This window comes from Mesorhizobium sp. M0778 (genome assembly GCF_040320105.1).
In the GTDB taxonomy this organism is placed as follows: domain Bacteria; phylum Pseudomonadota; class Alphaproteobacteria; order Rhizobiales; family Rhizobiaceae; genus Mesorhizobium.
Map to the genome: position 1 here is coordinate 272,397 of NZ_JAMYPA010000001.1, position 16,525 is coordinate 288,921.

The window sequence follows — 16,525 nt, forward strand, 5'->3', positions numbered from 1 at the left end:
TCATGGCAACACGACCGATCAGCCCCGAGGATCATGAGCGCATCGCCGATGCGATTCGCGCTGCCGAATCAAAGACCGACGGCGAGATCTACTGCGTCGTGGCGCATGCAAGCGACGGCTATTTCTTCCCGGCCGCCTTCATGGCGATGCTCGGCATGCTCGTCGTCAGCCTCGCCGTCGGTTACGGGCTGGAAGCCTGGTGGCTGTCGATCCGCTTGCCGCATTTCGTCATAGCCGAGCTTCTGGCGCTTGCCAGTGTGCTCATCCTGTTGTGGGCATTGCCCGCATTGCGCATCCATTTGGTGCCGAGGCGGCTGCGCTACCAGGCCGCCCACGCCAATGCGATGAAGCAGTTCCTCGCCCGCAACGTCCACCGCACCGCGGCGCGCACCGGCGTGCTGGTGTTCGTCTCGATCGCCGAGCGCTATGCTGAAGTGGTCGCCGACAGCGGCATCGATTCTCGTGTCGGCCAGCATGTCTGGGACGGTGTCGTCCGCGACCTTACGGCGCATGCCGGCGACGATCGGATTGCCGACGGCTTCGTCAGGGCGGTCGAAGCGGTCGGTGCGGTACTGGCCGAGCATTTTCCGATGTCGACCGGCGACAGCAACGAACTGGACGACCATCTGGTCGAGATTTGATCTCGCTAAAGGCGGTTTTGCAGCGTCTCAAGGACGCACCGTTCGGCTGTGCGAAAGCATCGCAGTGGCTGACCGGACTCTTGCAATCGGGCGCCGCGGGTTTATGGTTAACCAATCATGAATACGCTGAGCATCGACATCAGGAAAGCCGAGCCGCGCGATGCAGCCGCCATTGCCGACGTGCATCTCGAGGCCTGGCGCGGCGCCTATTCGGGCATCATCCCACACCGCACTCTGACATCGATGATCAACCGCCGCGGTGCCGACTGGTGGGCGAATGCCATTCGCCGCGCCGCCACCGTCCTGGTCGTCGAAATCGGCGGCAAAATTGCCGGCTACGCGACGATCGGCAAGAACCGTGCCCGCGAACTCAGGCAGCAGGGCGAGATCTACGAGCTTTACCTGCGGCCGGAATATCAAGGCATCGGGCTCGGCAGCCGGCTGTTCTCGGCGGCACGGGCACGGCTGGCCGACCATGGCTTGAAGGGCATGGTGGTGTGGGCGCTGGAAGACAATCAGAACGCACTTGCCTTCTATGCCGGCGCCGGCGGTCGCGATGTGGCCGAGGGCGTCGAGATATTCGAGCAGAAGGCGCTGAAGAAGGTCGCTTTCGTCTGGGAATGACGGCCAGCGCATGATCCGACCGGTTTCGGTTCGGACGATCCCCCAGTACCATTCGCCGCATTGCACCATTCGCCGTCGCCCGCTATCGATCTTCAATCGAGAGAGGGATAAAGCGATGCGTATCGAAGCGATTGCCAGCGGAAAGAACCCGCCCGAGGACGTCAACGTCATTATCGAGGTGCCGATCGGCGGTGAGCCGATCAAGTACGAGATGGACAAGGAGGCCGGCACGCTGTTCGTCGACCGCTTCCTGCACACGTCGATGCGCTATCCCGGCAATTACGGTTTCGTACCGCACACGCTGTCGGGCGACGGCGACCCGATCGACGTGCTGGTCTGCAACACACGCGCGCTGGTGCCGGGCTGCGTCATCAATGTGCGGCCGATCGGCGTGCTGGTGATGGAGGACAATGCCGGCCAAGACGAGAAGGTCATCGCGGTTCCTTCGCCCAAGCTGACCTTGCGCTATGAGGACGTTCACGAATACACGCAGCTGCCTGATATCACCCGCCAGCAGGTGCAGCATTTTTTCGAGCACTACAAGGATCTCGAACCCGGCAAATGGGTCAAGATCGAGGGCTGGTACGATGCCGCCTATGCCAAGAAGATGATCGTCGAGGCAATCGAGCGGGCCAAGCGCAAGTAATTGACGGGCGCAAATAGTCAGTTATCGACGCGGCCGAAATCGGGCGTGTTGCCCAGCATCACACGCTTGTCCTTGCCGCAGGCGAAGGTGCGTGCCTTCTCGTCGGCAAGCTTACGCGCCTGATCGTTGGCGGCGGGATTGCCGGTGGCGAGCACAAGAGCGATCGTGCAGCCTTCGTGGGCGCCAGGCTGGGCAACCTTGGCGACGATCAGCACTTCCGTCGACTTGTTCTCGCCCTCGCTATCGCTGATCGAGCGACGATGGATGACTGCAAAAGGAACGGCCATATCGCCCTTGGTTTCGATACGCCACTCGACTTTGGGTCCAGCCGAGTTGAGGCCGGAAAAGCTTTCCCAGACCGTGGTCATGTCGCCAGGTGGAAACCCGTAGAACAGAGATTCCCGCGCGTCGTCGTAGGAAACCATCACCGGGTAGCCGCCATAGCCCGAACAGGCGAGGTCGGCCCAGTCGCCGTCGCCTTCCTCCGCCTGGGCATAAGTCACGCAGTCCTTCTCCCAGACGAGATCGGTATAGACGCTGGATATGTCGCCAGCCCGGGCCGCCTGGCAGAAACCGGCGAGGACAAGCAGGATCAAAAGAGCGCGCATGGCGGACAACTCCGTTCGGGCTGCCGCAGCGTACCGTCAAATTCAGCAGCAGCCTAGACGAAGTCAGGCTGCTCACAGTGACCTGGTAAACGGAACGCTATTTCCTCAAGCTTGCCTCGATCAGAAGATCGGCGTTGCGGGCCACCGACTGCGCCGGTCCGCCGGCACCGAACAACTGGCCGCTGATATAGGCTCCCTCGATCAGGAGCAGCAGCCCGTCACCCAGCGTGTCGGCGTCGCCGGCGCCCATCGCCGCCGCCATAGCACGCAGGCGCCGGCGCAATTCCTGCTTGTTGGCCTCGCTCACGACGCGGGCCGGATGGCCGTGTTCGGGATATTCGACCGCGGCATTGGTCATGCCGCAGCCGCGATAGTCGGGCCTTTGCGTGCGCTTGCCGACACGCGTCAGGAAGGCGACGATCTGCGCGCGCGGATCGCCGGGATGGGCATTCACCGCCTCGTCGAAGCGCTCCCAGAATTCGAGGTCATAGTGCCGAAGATAGGATGCGGCCAACTCATCCTTGGACGGAAAGCTGCGGTAGAGGCTTGGCTTGGTGACGCCGGCACGCCGTACGATCTCGTCGACGCCGATCGCCCTGATGCCTTGCCGGTAGAACAGGTCGCGCGCCACCTGGAGAATCCGTTCGGCGGCGCGAGGCAGCGGTGCGCCATTCTCCTTGATCGTTGGTTCAATGCTTTTCATGTCTGGTTTGCCGATTGCCTGGTTGACAATGTTACCGGTCGGTACGTATGTTCCGCACATCTGAAACGTACCGGTCAGTAACATGATAGCTCAATCCCGCCCGTTTGGCCAGCGCTACGCTTTCGTCGTGGTCGCCGTCATCTTCCTCTGCCTGCTGATCGCCGCGGGCCTGCGTTCGGCGCCGGCAGTCATGATGCTGCCGCTGGAGAATAGTTTCGGCTGGCGGCGCGACGTCGTCTCGCTGGCCGCGGCCACCGGCATCTTCCTCTATGGCCTGACTGGGCCGTTTGCCGCGGCGCTGATGGAGCGGATCGGGCTGCGCCGCACCTTGCTTGCCGCGCTGCTTTTGATGTCGGGATCGACCGCGCTCAGCCTGCTAATGACCAAGCCGTGGCATCTGCTCCTCACCTGGGGCGTGTTTTCCGGCATCAGTTCGGGCGCTGTCGCCACCGTGCTCGGCGCGACCATCGTCAACCGCTGGTTCAAGACCAATCGCGGCCTTGTGATGGGACTGATGTCGGCGTCCAGCGCCACCGGGCTGCTGGTCTTCCTGCCGCTGCTCGCCTCGCTCGCCCAGTCCGGCGGCTGGAAGCCGGTCGCCATTGCCATTGCCGTGGCCACCGCCGCCTTGGTGCCGCTGGTTTATATGCTGGTACCGGAGCGTCCGGCCGCGATCGGCATGGTCCGCTATGGCGCCGAGCTCGACGATGTGCCGCCCGCGCCGCCGGCCGCGCAAGGCAATTTCCTCGCGCATACGCTGAGCACGTTGCGCCGCGCCGCCGGTACGCGTGTGTTCTGGTACCTGTTCGCCACCTTCTTCGTTTGCGGCTTCACCACCAACGGGTTGGTCGGCACGCACCTGATCGCCTTTTGCGGCGATATGGGCATCGGCGAAGTGCAGGCCGCGGGCCTGCTCTCGATGATGGGTATCTTCGATCTTATTGGCACGACGCTGTCGGGCTGGCTCACCGACCGTTTCGACCCGCGCAAGCTGCTCGGCATCTATTACGGCATTCGCGGCCTGTCGCTGATCTATCTGCCCTATTCCGGCTTCTCGGCGACCAGCCTGATCATCTTCGCCGTATTTTACGGACTGGACTGGATCGCCACGGTGCCGCCGACGCTGCGGCTTTCCAACGAGGCGTTCGGCGACCGCAGCGGGCCGATCGTCTTCGGCTGGATCGTCGCCGGCCATCAAGTCGGCGCAGCGACAGCGGCCTTTTTCGGCGGCACCATGCGCGAGCTGCAGGGCAATTACGAGCTTGCCTTCCTGATTGCCGGCATGACGGCAATAGCCGCCGCCTGCATCTCGCTGCTGATCAACACCAGCCGCCCGGCGTTCGATCCTGAACCGCAGGCGGCATAGCTTCTCGTTGCAGGAGAGATGCCGTCGGCCAAATTGCCGATCTCCCCCCTCGTGGGGGAGATGCCCGGCAGGGCAGAGGGGGCGCGAAGGTTCGCCAGCCTCCGACTTTACGCAATGTTCTGCCCAAACTCCGCTGCTCCGTCTGATTTCTTTCTGATTTGTACGTCGGCGGGACAGCGCCCCCCTCTGGCCTGCCGGCCATCTCCCCGCAAGGGACCCGCAAGGGGGGAGATCAGCAGCTTCGCCGCCGAGCGGTCCAGCCTTCCCGCTTGTTGATGTCAGAAAACCTTCATCGTTTCGAAATGTGCCTGAAACATTGAAGCTGGAGCTTGGCGGCGACGTTCAACGCCATCCAGGAGACAGCCATGGACAAGATTTCAATGACGCGGCGCGCTTTCGTCACGTCGGCCAGCGCCGTTGGCCTGGTCGGCGCCTCGGGTCTCGCCCTTCCCTATTACTCGCGCGCCAATCAGCGCCCGGCCTTCACCCATGGCATTCAGTCCGGCGATGTCGACGCGACCAGCGGCATGGTCTGGACGCGCACGGACCGGCCGTCGCGCGTCATGTTCGAAGTGTCGTCGACGGAAAATTTCGCCAATGCCGTCCGCCTGGCGCCGCTCGATACGTCGCCGGCCAGCGACTATACGGTGAAGCGGCTGCTTACCGATCTCGCCTCCGACCAGGACATTTTCTACCGCATGGTCGCGGCCGATCTTGCCGACATCAACGCCGTTTCGGAGCCGATCGTCGGCCGCTTCCGCACGGCACCTGCCTCGAAGCGCGACATTCGTTTCGCCTGGTCGGGCGACACCGCCGGCCAAGGCTGGGGCATCGACGAGACCGGCATGAAGACCTACGCCACGATCGCCAAGCACACGCCCGACTTCTTCCTGCATTCGGGCGATACGGTCTATGCCGATGGTGCGATGAAGGACGAGGTCGACCTGCCCAATGGCGACAAGTGGAAAAACACAGTGCTGATCGACGAAAAGCGCAAGGTTGCCGAGACGCTGGACGAATACCGGGCGCAGTGGAAATACAACATGATGGACAAGAACGTTCTTGCGCTCAGTGCCATCTGCCCGACTTTCTATCAGTGGGACGACCATGAGGTGCTTAACAACTGGTCGGACTCGAAGGACCTGACCGCCGACGACCGCTACACCGAAAAATCGATCCATGTGCTGGCGGCACGTGCTGCGCGCGCCTTCCACGAGATGACGACGATCCGCTACGAACTGTCGGAGCCGGGCCGCGTCTACCGCAAGATCGCTTATGGGCCGCTGCTCGATGTGTTCTTCCTCGACATGCGTTCCTACCGCGGCCCCAACGGCCCGGATATGCAGGAGACGATGACGCCGCAATCGCGCATCCTCGGCGAACAGCAGATTAAGTGGTTGAAGCGTGAGCTGGCAAATTCCAACGCGACGTGGAAAATCATCGCCGCCGACATGCCGCTCGGCCTCGTGGTCTGGAATGACGGTACCAAGAAGGTCGGGGCCGAGGCAGTCAGCAATGGCGACAATGGCCCGGCCAAGGGGCGCGAGCTGGAAATTGCCGACCTTCTTCGCTATATAAAGAACGCGGGCATCAGCAATACCGTTTGGCTCACCGCAGACGTGCATTACACGGCCGCGCATTACTACAATCCGGACAAGGCGCAGTTCCAGGACTTCAATGCGTTCTGGGAATTCGTTTCGGGTCCGATCCATTCAGGCACGTTCGGACCGAATGGTTTCGACATGACGTTCGGCCCGGAGCTGAAGTTCATCAAGGCACCGACTGCCGAGCAGGGTCAGAACCTGCCGCCGTTGGCCGGCCTGCAGTTCTTCGGACTTGTCGATATCGATGGCGCTACAGAGCAGCTGACGGTGCGGCTGATGGATCGCGACGACAGCGAACTCTACAAGGTCACGCTCGATCCGGTGCGGTCGGCGTGAGCGACTGCACCATTATCCTCGGGCCAGCCCGAGGGTAGGACGTGTATCAATCGGGATAGCAGACGACGGGAATGTTGGGCCAGACGGCGCCGTCGCATCCGGCATTTTGCTGCCTTTGCTTGAAGGCGGCGCTGACTGGCCCGGTCACCACCGGGTCGACGCCATCGGGAGCATCGGCAAAAAGCTGCTCCGCCGACCGCTTGTCGGACGGCAGCGCAGTCCGCGTCTCCTTGAACGACGCGGCCGACTGCGCCGCGCCTGCCGCGAGGAGGACGGCGAGTGCGCTACATGCCAAAATCGGCCGGAGTCTGCTGCCTGCGTCGATCATGAAATTCGAACTGCCCGGACCATGAAAGGTTCCGCCTTGGTTAATAATTCCACTTCACACCAAGACATTTAAGATTTGGTGACTTTATTTGGTGACTCGCCTCCTCTTTCGCAATTGCGAAAAACCCTGTATGAGCCGCCCAACCGAATGAGGCAGCGCCTTTTGGCCTGCTGCCTGCAACGCTCCCGAGACCAAAACATGAAAATCCGCAATATCGCGATCATCGCGCACGTCGACCATGGAAAAACCACCCTCGTCGATCAGCTCCTGAAACAGTCCGGCTCGTTCCGCGACAACCAGCGCGTCGCCGAGCGCGCCATGGATTCGAACGATCTCGAAAAGGAACGCGGCATCACCATCCTGGCCAAGGCGACCTCGGTCGACTGGAAGGGCACCCGCATCAACATCGTCGACACGCCCGGCCACGCCGACTTCGGCGGTGAGGTCGAGCGCATCCTGTCGATGGTGGATTCGGCCATCGTGCTGGTCGACGCCGCCGAGGGGCCGATGCCGCAGACCAAATTCGTCGTCGGCAAGGCGCTCAAGGTCGGACTGAAGCCGATCGTCGTCATCAACAAGATCGACCGGCCGGATGCTCGCCACGTCGAGGTGGTCAACGAGGTGTTCGACCTGTTTGCCGCGCTTGACGCGACCGACGAGCAGCTCGACTTCCCGATCCTTTACGGTTCGGGCCGTGACGGCTGGGTCTCCGAAAACCCCGAAGGTCCGAAGGACCAGGCTCTGGCGCCGCTGTTCGACCTCGTCATCAAGCACGTGCCGGCGCCGACCGTTCATCCTGGCCCGTTCCGCATGATCGGCACCATTCTGGAAGCCAATCCGTTCCTCGGCCGCATCATCACCGGCCGTATCGAATCCGGCACGCTGAAATCCAACCAGGCGGTCAAGGTGCTGCACCATGATGGCACCCAGGTCGAAACCGGCCGCATCTCGAAGATCCTTGCTTTTCGCGGGCTCGAGCGCCAGCCCATCGACGAAGCGCAGGCAGGCGACATCGTCGCCATCGCCGGCTTGTCGAAAGGCACCGTCGCCGACACGTTCTGCGACCTGTCGGTGACCGAGCCGCTGCACGCGCAGCCTATCGATCCGCCGACGGTGACGATGTCGTTCCTGGTCAACGATTCACCGCTGGCGGGCACCGAAGGCGACAAGGTGACCAGCCGCGTCATCCGGGACCGCCTGCTGCGCGAGGCCGAAGGCAATGTCGCGCTGAAGATCGAGGAATCGCCGGACAAGGATTCGTTCTTCGTCTCCGGACGCGGCGAATTGCAGCTGGCCGTGCTGATCGAGACGATGCGCCGCGAAGGTTTTGAGATCGCCGTGTCGCGGCCGCGCGTCGTCATGCAGAAGGGCGAGAACGGCGAATTGCTGGAGCCGGTCGAGGAAGTCGTCATCGACGTTGACGAGGAGCATGCCGGCGTCGTCGTGCAAAAAATGTCGGAGCGCAAGGCCGAGATGGTCGAGCTGCGCCCTTCGGGCGGCAATCGCCAGCGCATCGTCTTCCACGCGCCGACGCGCGGCCTGATCGGCTACCAGTCGGAACTGCTGACCGACACGCGCGGCACCGCCGTGATGAACCGGCTGTTCCATGCCTATGAGCCTTACAAGGGTGAGCTGCCGGGCCGCACCAACGGCGTGCTGATCTCCAACGAACAGGGGGAATCGGTGGCCTATGCCATGTGGAACCTGGAAGACCGCGGCCCGATGGTCATCGACCCAGGCGTCAAGGTCTATCAGGGCATGATCATCGGTATCCATTCCAGGGACAACGACCTCGAAGTCAATGTGCTCAAGGGCAAGAAGCTGACCAATATCCGCGCCGCCGGCAAGGACGAGGCGGTAAAACTGACGCCGCCGATCCGCATGACGCTGGAACGCGCGCTGGCCTGGATCCAGGACGACGAGCTGGTCGAGGTGACGCCGAAGACCATCCGCCTGCGCAAGCTCTATCTCGACCCGAACGAGCGCAAGCGTTTCGAGAAGTCGGCGAAAGTGGTCGGCGCGGCGTAAGCCACTTTTCTCAGCCACTATGAGGGAGGGAGCACGTGCGTGCTTCCTCCCTTTATCCTACCCGCCGGCCGCCGCGATAATGCCGTCCCGGTCTGGATCGCTAGACAGGTCGACGCGGATCGCCGTTCCCGCCCGGGCCGGCCTGCGCAAGGCTTTGGCCCCATCCGGACCAACCACCAGCAATCGCTTCTCTTCCCAAACCTGAAGCCGCGATCGCGAGACACCGAGTTCGTTGGCGAGCAACCGGTCGAGCCGCAGCGCTGTCGGCATTTCGAGCTCGAGCTGGAGTTCGAGGGCGGCGGTGTTTTCCGGCCTGTCCCCGAGCACCTGCTTATGAACGGCGGCTTCAGGAAACTCCTCGACGCGCCCGATCCTGCTTCGCAGTGCGGCAATATCGAAAGCATGGCGCCGCGCCAGGACCGGGTCGTTGCGTTCGAGCGCCTGCAATATTGCCGGTTCGATATCGCGGCGACTGCATCGCTCCAGAATGCCGAAATTCCAGGAATTGTCGCAATCGATGCAGCGGTAGATCAACCAGGCATCAATGCGTTTGCCATTGGCATTGACCCGGAATTTGCCGCTGCAGCGATAGGCTTTCAGACCGCCGCAGCGATTGCAGTTGAGGTGAGGTCGCGGTGCGGTCTTGGGCGCGATCGTCCAGCGGATACGCAGTATCGAAGGCATGCCGAAAAGCCCTTCCCGTCGGGAAGTTCGTCAGATCGGCGATGTCGAGATGCCCCTGCGGGCACGGCGTGGCGAGAGACTGCGGCAGTTGGAAATCAGGTGTCGCGGGTTATGCGCGACAGCGGTTCAGCAGTGCCAAACCGGTCTCGAACCGCCACCCTGAAGAACAGATGATGTGAAAACAGGCACCGCGACTGCGACGCCCTGCTCTGTGTCGGGGAGTTGGCGAGACCGGCGGTTACGCAGGCAAAGTGAAGCTCGGAAAGGATTTCGAGACGACACTTCTAGCCGCGAGGTGCCTGGCCGACAAGCCTTCTTTCGGTGGACGCTACCGTCGCCGGAACAGTTGGGTTATGTTGAAGCGTCCAAAAATTTCTAACGAGATCCGCGTCATGCATTTCACGTCGCTTCTGATTTTTGCCGGCGCCCTGCTTGTTGCCGCCGGCTCGCCGGGCCCGTCGATTGCCGCACTTGTGGCGCGGGTCATCGCAAAAGGGTTTCGCGACGTGTTTCCGTTCCTGCTTGCCATGTGGATCGGCGAAGCGATCTGGCTATCACTGGCGGTGTTTGGCCTCGCCGTGGTGGCGCAGACGTTCCACTTCGCCTTTGTCGTCGTGAAATGGGTTGGCGTCGTCTATCTCGCCTGGCTTGCCTGGAAGATGTGGACCGCACCGGTCGAGGCAAAAGAAGGTTCGCTGCCGCGCGAAGATTCGCCCGTCAGACTGTTCTTTGCCGGCATGGCGGTAACGCTCGGCAACCCCAAGATCATGATGTTCTATCTGGCGCTGCTGCCGACCATCATCGATCTCGGTTCAGTCAGCGTGATCGGCTGGGTCGAGCTGACGGCGACCATGGCCGTGGTGCTGGTCGCCATCGATTTGACCTGGGTGCTCGCCGCATCGCAGGCGCGCAAGCTCTTGAGGAGCAAACGGGCGATGAAGATCGCCAACCGCGTCAGCGCCGGCACCATGGCCGGCGCTGCGGCGGCGATCGCGGCGCGGTCTTGAGCCGCCGCGTCAACCCATTTCGATTATCGGTGCGATCTCGACGCTGAAACCCGGGTCCGTCAGGATAGGACAATCCTTGGCTTTGCGGACGGCATCGTCGATGTCTTTCGCTTCGATGATGGTGTAACCGGCGGTCGGATTGCTGCCGCCATTGTTCTCGACCTTGCCGCCGGGCAGCAGGGTCTTCGACATGCCGACTGGATTGCCACCGTCGACCACGGCTGAGCCAAGCTTGCCGTACCAGCCGTTCCAGGCATCCATCGCTGCCTTCCGTTCGGCCTCCTCGGTCGGCATCTTGCCCGAGCCGTGATAGACGTAGAGAAATTTCGCCATGTTCTCCTCCTTTGATCGGCGGCATCGAACCGGCATGCGGTCATGCCGCATGCCGATCATCGGACCAAACCGGCAAACAAGCAACGAGAATGCGATGCAGCTAATATATACGACCGCGGTGCCCTATCGCGCCATCGCGTGATATTCATCGTTCGGCCGCATATCGATCGCCGATGCCAGCCGGTTCGACATGTTGAAGAACGCGGCAGTCGAGGCGATATCCCAGATGTCGCGGTCGGAAAAGCCCACTTGCCGCAGCGCCGCCCGGTCGGCTGCGACGATCTTTGCCGGCTGCTCGGTCAGCTTCACCGCGAATTCGAGCATGGCGCGCTGCCTGTCTGACAGCTCGGCGGCGCGAAAATTCATCACCATCATCTCGCCGAAGGCCGGGTCGCCGGAAAGCTGGCGCACGGCCGCGCCATGTGCAACCAGGCAATAATAGCAATGGTTGACCGATGAGACGACCACCGCGATCATCTCTCGCTCCAGCTTCGACAGGCCGGATTCACCCAGCATCAAATCATTGTACATGTCGGTGAAAGCGCGCAGCTTCTTCTCGTCGAAGGCGTAGGCGAGCAGCACATTGGGAACGAGGCCGAGCTTCTCCCGGCATTTGGCGAAATAGGCGTTGGTCGCTTCGCTCAGCTCCGCCGGTGCGAGGTCAAGCGCGGTGATTTTGTCTGTCATAGGGGATTTCTCCTCGTTTTCCGCCAGGCTGCCGGTGAATTCCGACATTTCGTCGCAAGCCGTCAAACCTTTGTCGCCAAATACCCGTCATCTGCTACGATAGTTGTAAAAACATGACGGGAGGGAATTAGCTCATGGCCGGCCTGAAATCCGCAAGCCAGTTGAAAAAGATGAGTCCGGCCAAGGGCAGCGAAAAGCCCGGCAGGCTTGCCGACTACTTGCTGGCCCGAGCTCCGGCCGAAGATGTCGCCGCCTACGACGTCATCGATCTCGAACGCGCTGCCGAACTCGCCGGCCGCGCTGTCGCCCGGCACAAGAAGGACGACTGCGTCGTTGCCATAGACGTCGATTCCGGTGTCGTCCGCCAAGGCCGGCCGATGACGGTGATCACCGTCGTCAACGACAACATGCCGTTCCTGTTCGATTCCGTCCTCGGTGAGATTACAGAGAGCGCCGGCGAGCCGCTGCTGGTTACCCACCCGGTCATCGTGGTCAGGCACGGCAAGAACGGCGTCGAGGAAATCCTCGGCGATGGCGGTTATGCCAAGGGCGAGCACAGCCATGACCGGCTGAGCGTCATCCATGTCCATATCGGCCGCCTTTCGGCCGAGCAGGCCGAAGGCCTTTCCGCACGCCTGACGAAGCTGCTCGGTCAGGTGCGCGCCGCCGTCATCGACTGGAAGCCGATGCTTGCCCGCCTCGACCAGGCGATCTCGGAATTCCGCTACTCGCCGGTGCCGCTCGACAAGGCCCATGTCACCGAGGCGATCGCCTTCCTCGAATGGCTGCGCGACGACAATTTCACCTTTCTAGGCATGCGTGAATTCAAATACACCGGCGGCGAGAAGAGCGGCATGCTCGAGCGTGCCGAAAAGCCCGGCCTCGGCATCCTTTCCGATCCCGACGTGCTGGTGCTCAGGCGTGGCACCGAAGCGGTGAGCACGACGCCGGAAATCCGCGCCTTCCTGCATGGGCCGGAACCGCTGATCGTCACCAAGGCCAACGCCAAGTCATCGGTGCACCGCCGCATCTACCTCGACTACATCGGCGTCAAGACCTACACCGGCAAAGGCGTGCTTTCGGGCGAGCTGCGCATCGTCGGACTGTTCACCTCGACTGCTTATACGCGCTCGGTGATGAAAATCCCCTATCTGCGCTCGAAGGCCGAAACCGTCATTGCCAAATCCGGCTTCAATCCCGGCGACCACTCCGGCAAGGCATTGATCAACGTGCTGGAGAGCTATCCGCGCGACGAGTTGTTCCAGGTTCCGGTGCCGATCCTGCGCAAGCATGCCGAAGCCATACTGGGATTGATCGAGCGGCCGCGCGTCAGGGCATTGGTGCGTGTCGACCAGTTCGACCGCTTCGTCTCCGTGCTCGTCTTCGTGCCGCGCGACCGCTACGACAGCGTCGTGCGCGAGAAGATCGGCACCTATCTGAAGACCGTCTTCGAAGGCCGGCTGTCGGCCTATTATCCGGCCTTCCCGGAAGGCGGGCTGGCGCGCGTCCACTTCATCATCGGCCGCTCCGGCGGCAAGACGCCGAAGGTCGAGCAGGCGACGATCGAGGCGGCGATTCGCGACATCGTACGGACCTGGGACGATGCACTGCGCGAGACCGCGACCGAGACCGGGGCCGACGCGAAGCTAACGGCCATCGCCTCGCGCTTTTCGGAAAGTTATCGCGACAGTTTCCCGCCGGCCGTGGCGCTGGCCGATGCCGGGCGCATCGCCAGGCTCGATGCGTCAAATCCGATCGCCATCGACTATTACCGTCACGCCGACCAGAAGCCGCATCAGGCGGCGCTGAAAATCTATCACCATGGCAGCCCGGTGGCGCTGTCGCGGCGCGTGCCCGTGCTGGAAAACATCGGTTTCCGCGTCATCAGCGAGCGTACTTTCGAGGTCGGCGACAATCAATCCGGCATGGTCTTCATCCACGACATGGAACTTGAGAACAGCTACGGCAGGCCGATCGACCTCGGCAATGGCGGCGCGCTGTTCGAGGACGCGTTCCTTTCCGTCTGGCGCGGCAATGTCGACAATGACGGCTATAACGGCCTCGCCCAGACCGCAGGCCTGTGGTCGGGCGAGATCACCGTCCTGCGCGCCTATGGCCGCTATCTGCAGCAGGCCGGTATCCCGCAGAGCCAGGATTTCATCGCCGCCGCACTCAACCGCTATCCCGAGATCGCCCGCGGACTGCATGCGCTGTTCGTCGCCCGCCTCGGCCCGACGGATGAGACGGAAGGCGTCGTTCAGGCCAAACATCTGAAGGCCAAGATCACGGATGCGCTGGAAGACGTTCCCAACATCGACGACGACACCATCATCCGACGTTATCTGAACCTGATCGAAGCCTCGCTGCGCACCAATCATTTCGTTGCCGATACGAAAGAGAAGGGCCAATCACTGGCGATCAAGCTCGATTCGCAATCGGTCGACGGGCTGCCGGCGCCGCGGCCATGGCGCGAGATCTTCGTCTATGGCTCCGAGGTCGAGGGCGTGCATCTGCGCTTCGGCCCGGTCGCGCGCGGCGGCCTGCGCTGGTCGGACCGTGCGCAGGACTATCGCACCGAGGTGCTTGGCCTGGTCAAGGCACAGCAGGTCAAGAATGCGGTGATCGTGCCGGTTGGCGCCAAGGGCGGCTTCTACCCGAAAAAGCTGCCGATGAGCGCCGGGCGCGACGCCATTTTCGAGGCCGGCACGGCCGCCTACAAGAATTACGTTTCCAGCCTGTTGTCGATCACCGACAATATCGGCCTGGACGGCGTCATCCCGCCAGCCGGCGTGGTGCGGCGCGATCAGGATGATCCGTATTTCGTCGTCGCCGCGGACAAGGGAACGGCGACCTTCTCGGACACCGCCAACGCCATAAGCGAAAGGCACGGCTTCTGGCTCGACGACGCTTTCGCCAGCGGCGGTTCGGCCGGATACGACCACAAGAAGATGGGCATCACCGCGAAGGGCGCCTGGGAAGCAGTCAAGCGGCATTTCCGCGAGATGAACCGCGACATCCAAACCACGCCGTTCACTGTCGTCGGCGTCGGCGACATGTCGGGCGACGTGTTCGGCAACGGCATGCTGCTGTCGGAGCAGACCCGGCTGATCGCCGCCTTTGATCATCGCGACATCTTCATCGATCCCGATCCCGACATGGCGGCTTCGATGGCCGAGCGCCGGCGTATGTTCGCTCTCGCCCGTTCAAGCTGGCAGGATTACGACAAGACGAAGCTGTCGGAGGGCGGCATCATCGTCTCGCGCAGCCAGAAGTCGATCACCTTGCCGGCGCCCGCGGCTGCGGCGATCGGCCTCGGCAAGACAACGGCCACGCCAGTCGAGATCATGAGTGCCATTCTCAAGGCGCCGGCAGACCTTTTGTGGTTTGGCGGCATCGGCACCTATGTCAGGGCATCGGGCGAGACCAACCAGGACGTCGGCGACCGTGCCAATGACGCGATCCGCATCACCGCGCTCGACCTGCGTGCCAAGGTCATCGGTGAGGGGGCCAATCTCGGCGTCACGCAGCGGGCGCGCATCGAATTCGGATTGAATGGCGGCCGCTGCAACTCAGATGCGATCGACAATTCGGGCGGCGTGAATTGCTCCGACGTCGAGGTCAACATCAAGATCGCGCTGGCTTCCGCCATGCGCAAGGGATCGCTGACCCGGCCGGCGCGCAACAAATTGCTGGCCGAGATGACCGATGAGGTCAGCGCCCTGGTGCTGTCCAACAATTACCAGCAGACGCTGGCGCTGTCCCTTGCCCGTAAGCGCGGGCTCGCCGACATCGCCCATCAGAGCCGCTTCATGGCGGCGCTGGAGGCGCGCGGACTGCTCGACCGTGCCGTCGAGGCGCTGCCGTCGCCGGCGGCCTTTGCCGAGCGCGAGACGCGCGGTGAGCCGCTGACCCGGGCCGAGCTCGGCGTGCTGCTCGCCTATGCCAAGATCGTGCTGTTTTCCGATATCGTCGCCAGCGACGTGCCGGACGATCCGCATTTCGACCGTGATCTGATGGGCTATTTCCCCGATCGCATGGCGAAGAAATATGCGGGAGAAATCCACGGCCATCGGCTGCGCCGCGAGATCATCGCCCGTGTCGTCGCCAATGATCTGGTCAATCGCGGCGGCCCGTCCTTCGTCAACAGGCTGCAGGAAGCGACTGGCCGCAGTGCCGCCGATGTCGTGCGCACCTTCGCCGTGGTGCGGGATGGCTTTGCGCTGCCGGCGCTCTACCGGCAGATCGACGCGCTCGACAACCAGATCGACGGACAGATCCAGCTCGACCTCTATCAGGCGGTCAGCCGGCTGATCTATGTGACCAGCGGCTGGTACCTGAAGAACGATGCCGGCACCGCGCCGCTCGGGCAGCGGATCACCGAATTGCAGGATGCGCGCAAGGCGTTGGAGCCGAAGCTCGTGTCGCTGCTGCCGGCCTTCTCTCGCGAGCGGATCGAGGAGCGGCGGCACGGCCTGTCGAAGGGCGGCGCGCCGGAGAGTCTTGCCGAACAGCTGGCGCTGACCGACGTGGCGGAACTCATCCCCGACATCGCGCTGACGGCGCGGACGGCGAGTGCCGGCATCGTCGCTGCCGCCAAGGCGTTCTTTGCAGTCAGCGATGTCTTCCGCATCCCGCGCGTCGAGGACGCGGCGCGCTCGATCACGCCCTCGGATTATTACGATCAGCTGGCCCTTTCCCGCGCCACCGACACGATTGGGGCGGCCAGGCGCGGCATCGCCGTGGCGGCACTCACCGGCCATGCCGAGGCGGCGGATCCGGTGACTGGATGGTTGGAGTCCGGCGGCGAACGGGTCGGACGCATCCGCGAGCGGCTGCAGGCGCTGACCGAGGGCGGCGACATCACCGTGTCCCGGCTGTCGGTGGCGTCCGGCCTGATGAGTGATCTGACGGCGCTGTGAGAAGTCTTCCA

Annotated in this window: 14 protein-coding genes; 8 read left to right on the forward strand and 6 right to left on the reverse strand. The window is 62.8% G+C overall.

Annotation, left to right across the window (positions count from 1 at the left end; genetic code table 11):
- The first annotated feature begins 2 nt into the window (after nt 1–2).
- The 3 genes from NKI22_RS01400 (at nt 3) to ppa (ending at nt 1,911) form a co-directional block, all read left to right on the forward strand.
- A complete protein-coding gene (locus NKI22_RS01400; RefSeq protein WP_352480980.1) occupies nt 3–641 on the forward strand; it encodes a TPM domain-containing protein in 639 nt (212 codons plus the stop codon).
- A 117-nt stretch (nt 642–758) separates the two neighbouring features.
- Nucleotides 759–1,265, forward strand: coding sequence for a GNAT family N-acetyltransferase (locus NKI22_RS01405; protein ID WP_023678138.1), 507 nt, complete (start codon nt 759–761; stop codon nt 1,263–1,265).
- 115 nt (nt 1,266–1,380) lie between these two features.
- Entirely contained in the window at nt 1,381–1,911 is a 531-nt protein-coding gene (ppa, locus tag NKI22_RS01410; protein ID WP_023721304.1) for an inorganic diphosphatase, read from the forward strand.
- Between the two features lie 17 nt (nt 1,912–1,928).
- Here the strand turns inward: ppa and NKI22_RS01415 are convergent, their stop codons facing one another.
- Together NKI22_RS01415 and NKI22_RS01420 are read right to left on the reverse strand one after the other, a co-directional pair.
- A complete protein-coding gene (locus NKI22_RS01415; protein WP_352814974.1) occupies nt 1,929–2,519 on the reverse strand; it encodes a hypothetical protein in 591 nt (196 codons plus the stop codon).
- Between the two features lie 97 nt (nt 2,520–2,616).
- Nucleotides 2,617–3,222, reverse strand: a complete 606-nt coding sequence (locus NKI22_RS01420; RefSeq protein ID WP_352480978.1) for a TetR/AcrR family transcriptional regulator — start codon at nt 3,220–3,222, stop codon at nt 2,617–2,619.
- Nucleotides 3,223–3,304: 82 nt separating this feature from the next.
- Between NKI22_RS01420 and NKI22_RS01425 the strand changes: the two genes are divergently transcribed.
- Complete coding sequence (locus NKI22_RS01425) at nt 3,305–4,588, forward strand: MFS transporter (RefSeq protein WP_031194621.1); 1,284 nt, start codon at nt 3,305–3,307, stop codon at nt 4,586–4,588.
- A 365-nt stretch (nt 4,589–4,953) separates the two neighbouring features.
- The gene (locus NKI22_RS01430; protein ID WP_352850043.1) at nt 4,954–6,528 is read left to right on the forward strand and encodes an alkaline phosphatase D family protein; all 1,575 of its coding nucleotides are present in this window, start codon (nt 4,954–4,956) and stop codon (nt 6,526–6,528) included.
- Between the two features lie 46 nt (nt 6,529–6,574).
- Here NKI22_RS01430 and NKI22_RS01435 read toward each other — a convergent pair whose 3' ends face one another.
- Entirely contained in the window at nt 6,575–6,856 is a 282-nt protein-coding gene (locus NKI22_RS01435; protein ID WP_352480975.1) for a hypothetical protein, read from the reverse strand.
- Nucleotides 6,857–7,054: 198 nt separating this feature from the next.
- Here NKI22_RS01435 and typA point away from each other — a divergent pair, with 198 nt between their 5' ends.
- Complete coding sequence (typA, locus tag NKI22_RS01440; RefSeq protein ID WP_023719738.1) at nt 7,055–8,884, forward strand: translational GTPase TypA; 1,830 nt, start codon at nt 7,055–7,057, stop codon at nt 8,882–8,884.
- A gap of 57 nt (nt 8,885–8,941) precedes the next feature.
- Here the strand turns inward: typA and NKI22_RS01445 are convergent, their stop codons facing one another.
- Nucleotides 8,942–9,568, reverse strand: a complete 627-nt coding sequence (locus NKI22_RS01445) for a DUF1062 domain-containing protein (protein ID WP_352814977.1) — start codon at nt 9,566–9,568, stop codon at nt 8,942–8,944.
- A 392-nt stretch (nt 9,569–9,960) separates the two neighbouring features.
- Between NKI22_RS01445 and NKI22_RS01450 the strand changes: the two genes are divergently transcribed.
- Complete coding sequence (locus tag NKI22_RS01450; protein WP_352480973.1) at nt 9,961–10,575, forward strand: LysE family translocator; 615 nt, start codon at nt 9,961–9,963, stop codon at nt 10,573–10,575.
- Between the two features lie 9 nt (nt 10,576–10,584).
- On the opposite strand, the gene NKI22_RS01455 is transcribed toward NKI22_RS01450, so the two are convergent.
- Nucleotides 10,585–10,908: a YciI family protein gene (locus tag NKI22_RS01455; RefSeq protein WP_352494112.1), complete on the reverse strand. Its 324-nt coding sequence runs from the start codon at nt 10,906–10,908 to the stop codon at nt 10,585–10,587.
- Between the two features lie 123 nt (nt 10,909–11,031).
- Nucleotides 11,032–11,595 carry a peroxidase-related enzyme gene (locus tag NKI22_RS01460; RefSeq protein WP_023719735.1) on the reverse strand — a complete coding sequence of 188 codons (564 nt, stop codon included), beginning with the start codon at nt 11,593–11,595 and terminating at the stop codon, nt 11,032–11,034.
- A gap of 134 nt (nt 11,596–11,729) precedes the next feature.
- On the opposite strand from NKI22_RS01460, the gene NKI22_RS01465 reads away from it, so the two are divergent.
- Nucleotides 11,730–16,514, forward strand: coding sequence for an NAD-glutamate dehydrogenase (locus NKI22_RS01465; RefSeq protein ID WP_352814979.1), 4,785 nt, complete (start codon nt 11,730–11,732; stop codon nt 16,512–16,514).
- Nucleotides 16,515–16,525: the final 11 nt, after the last annotated feature.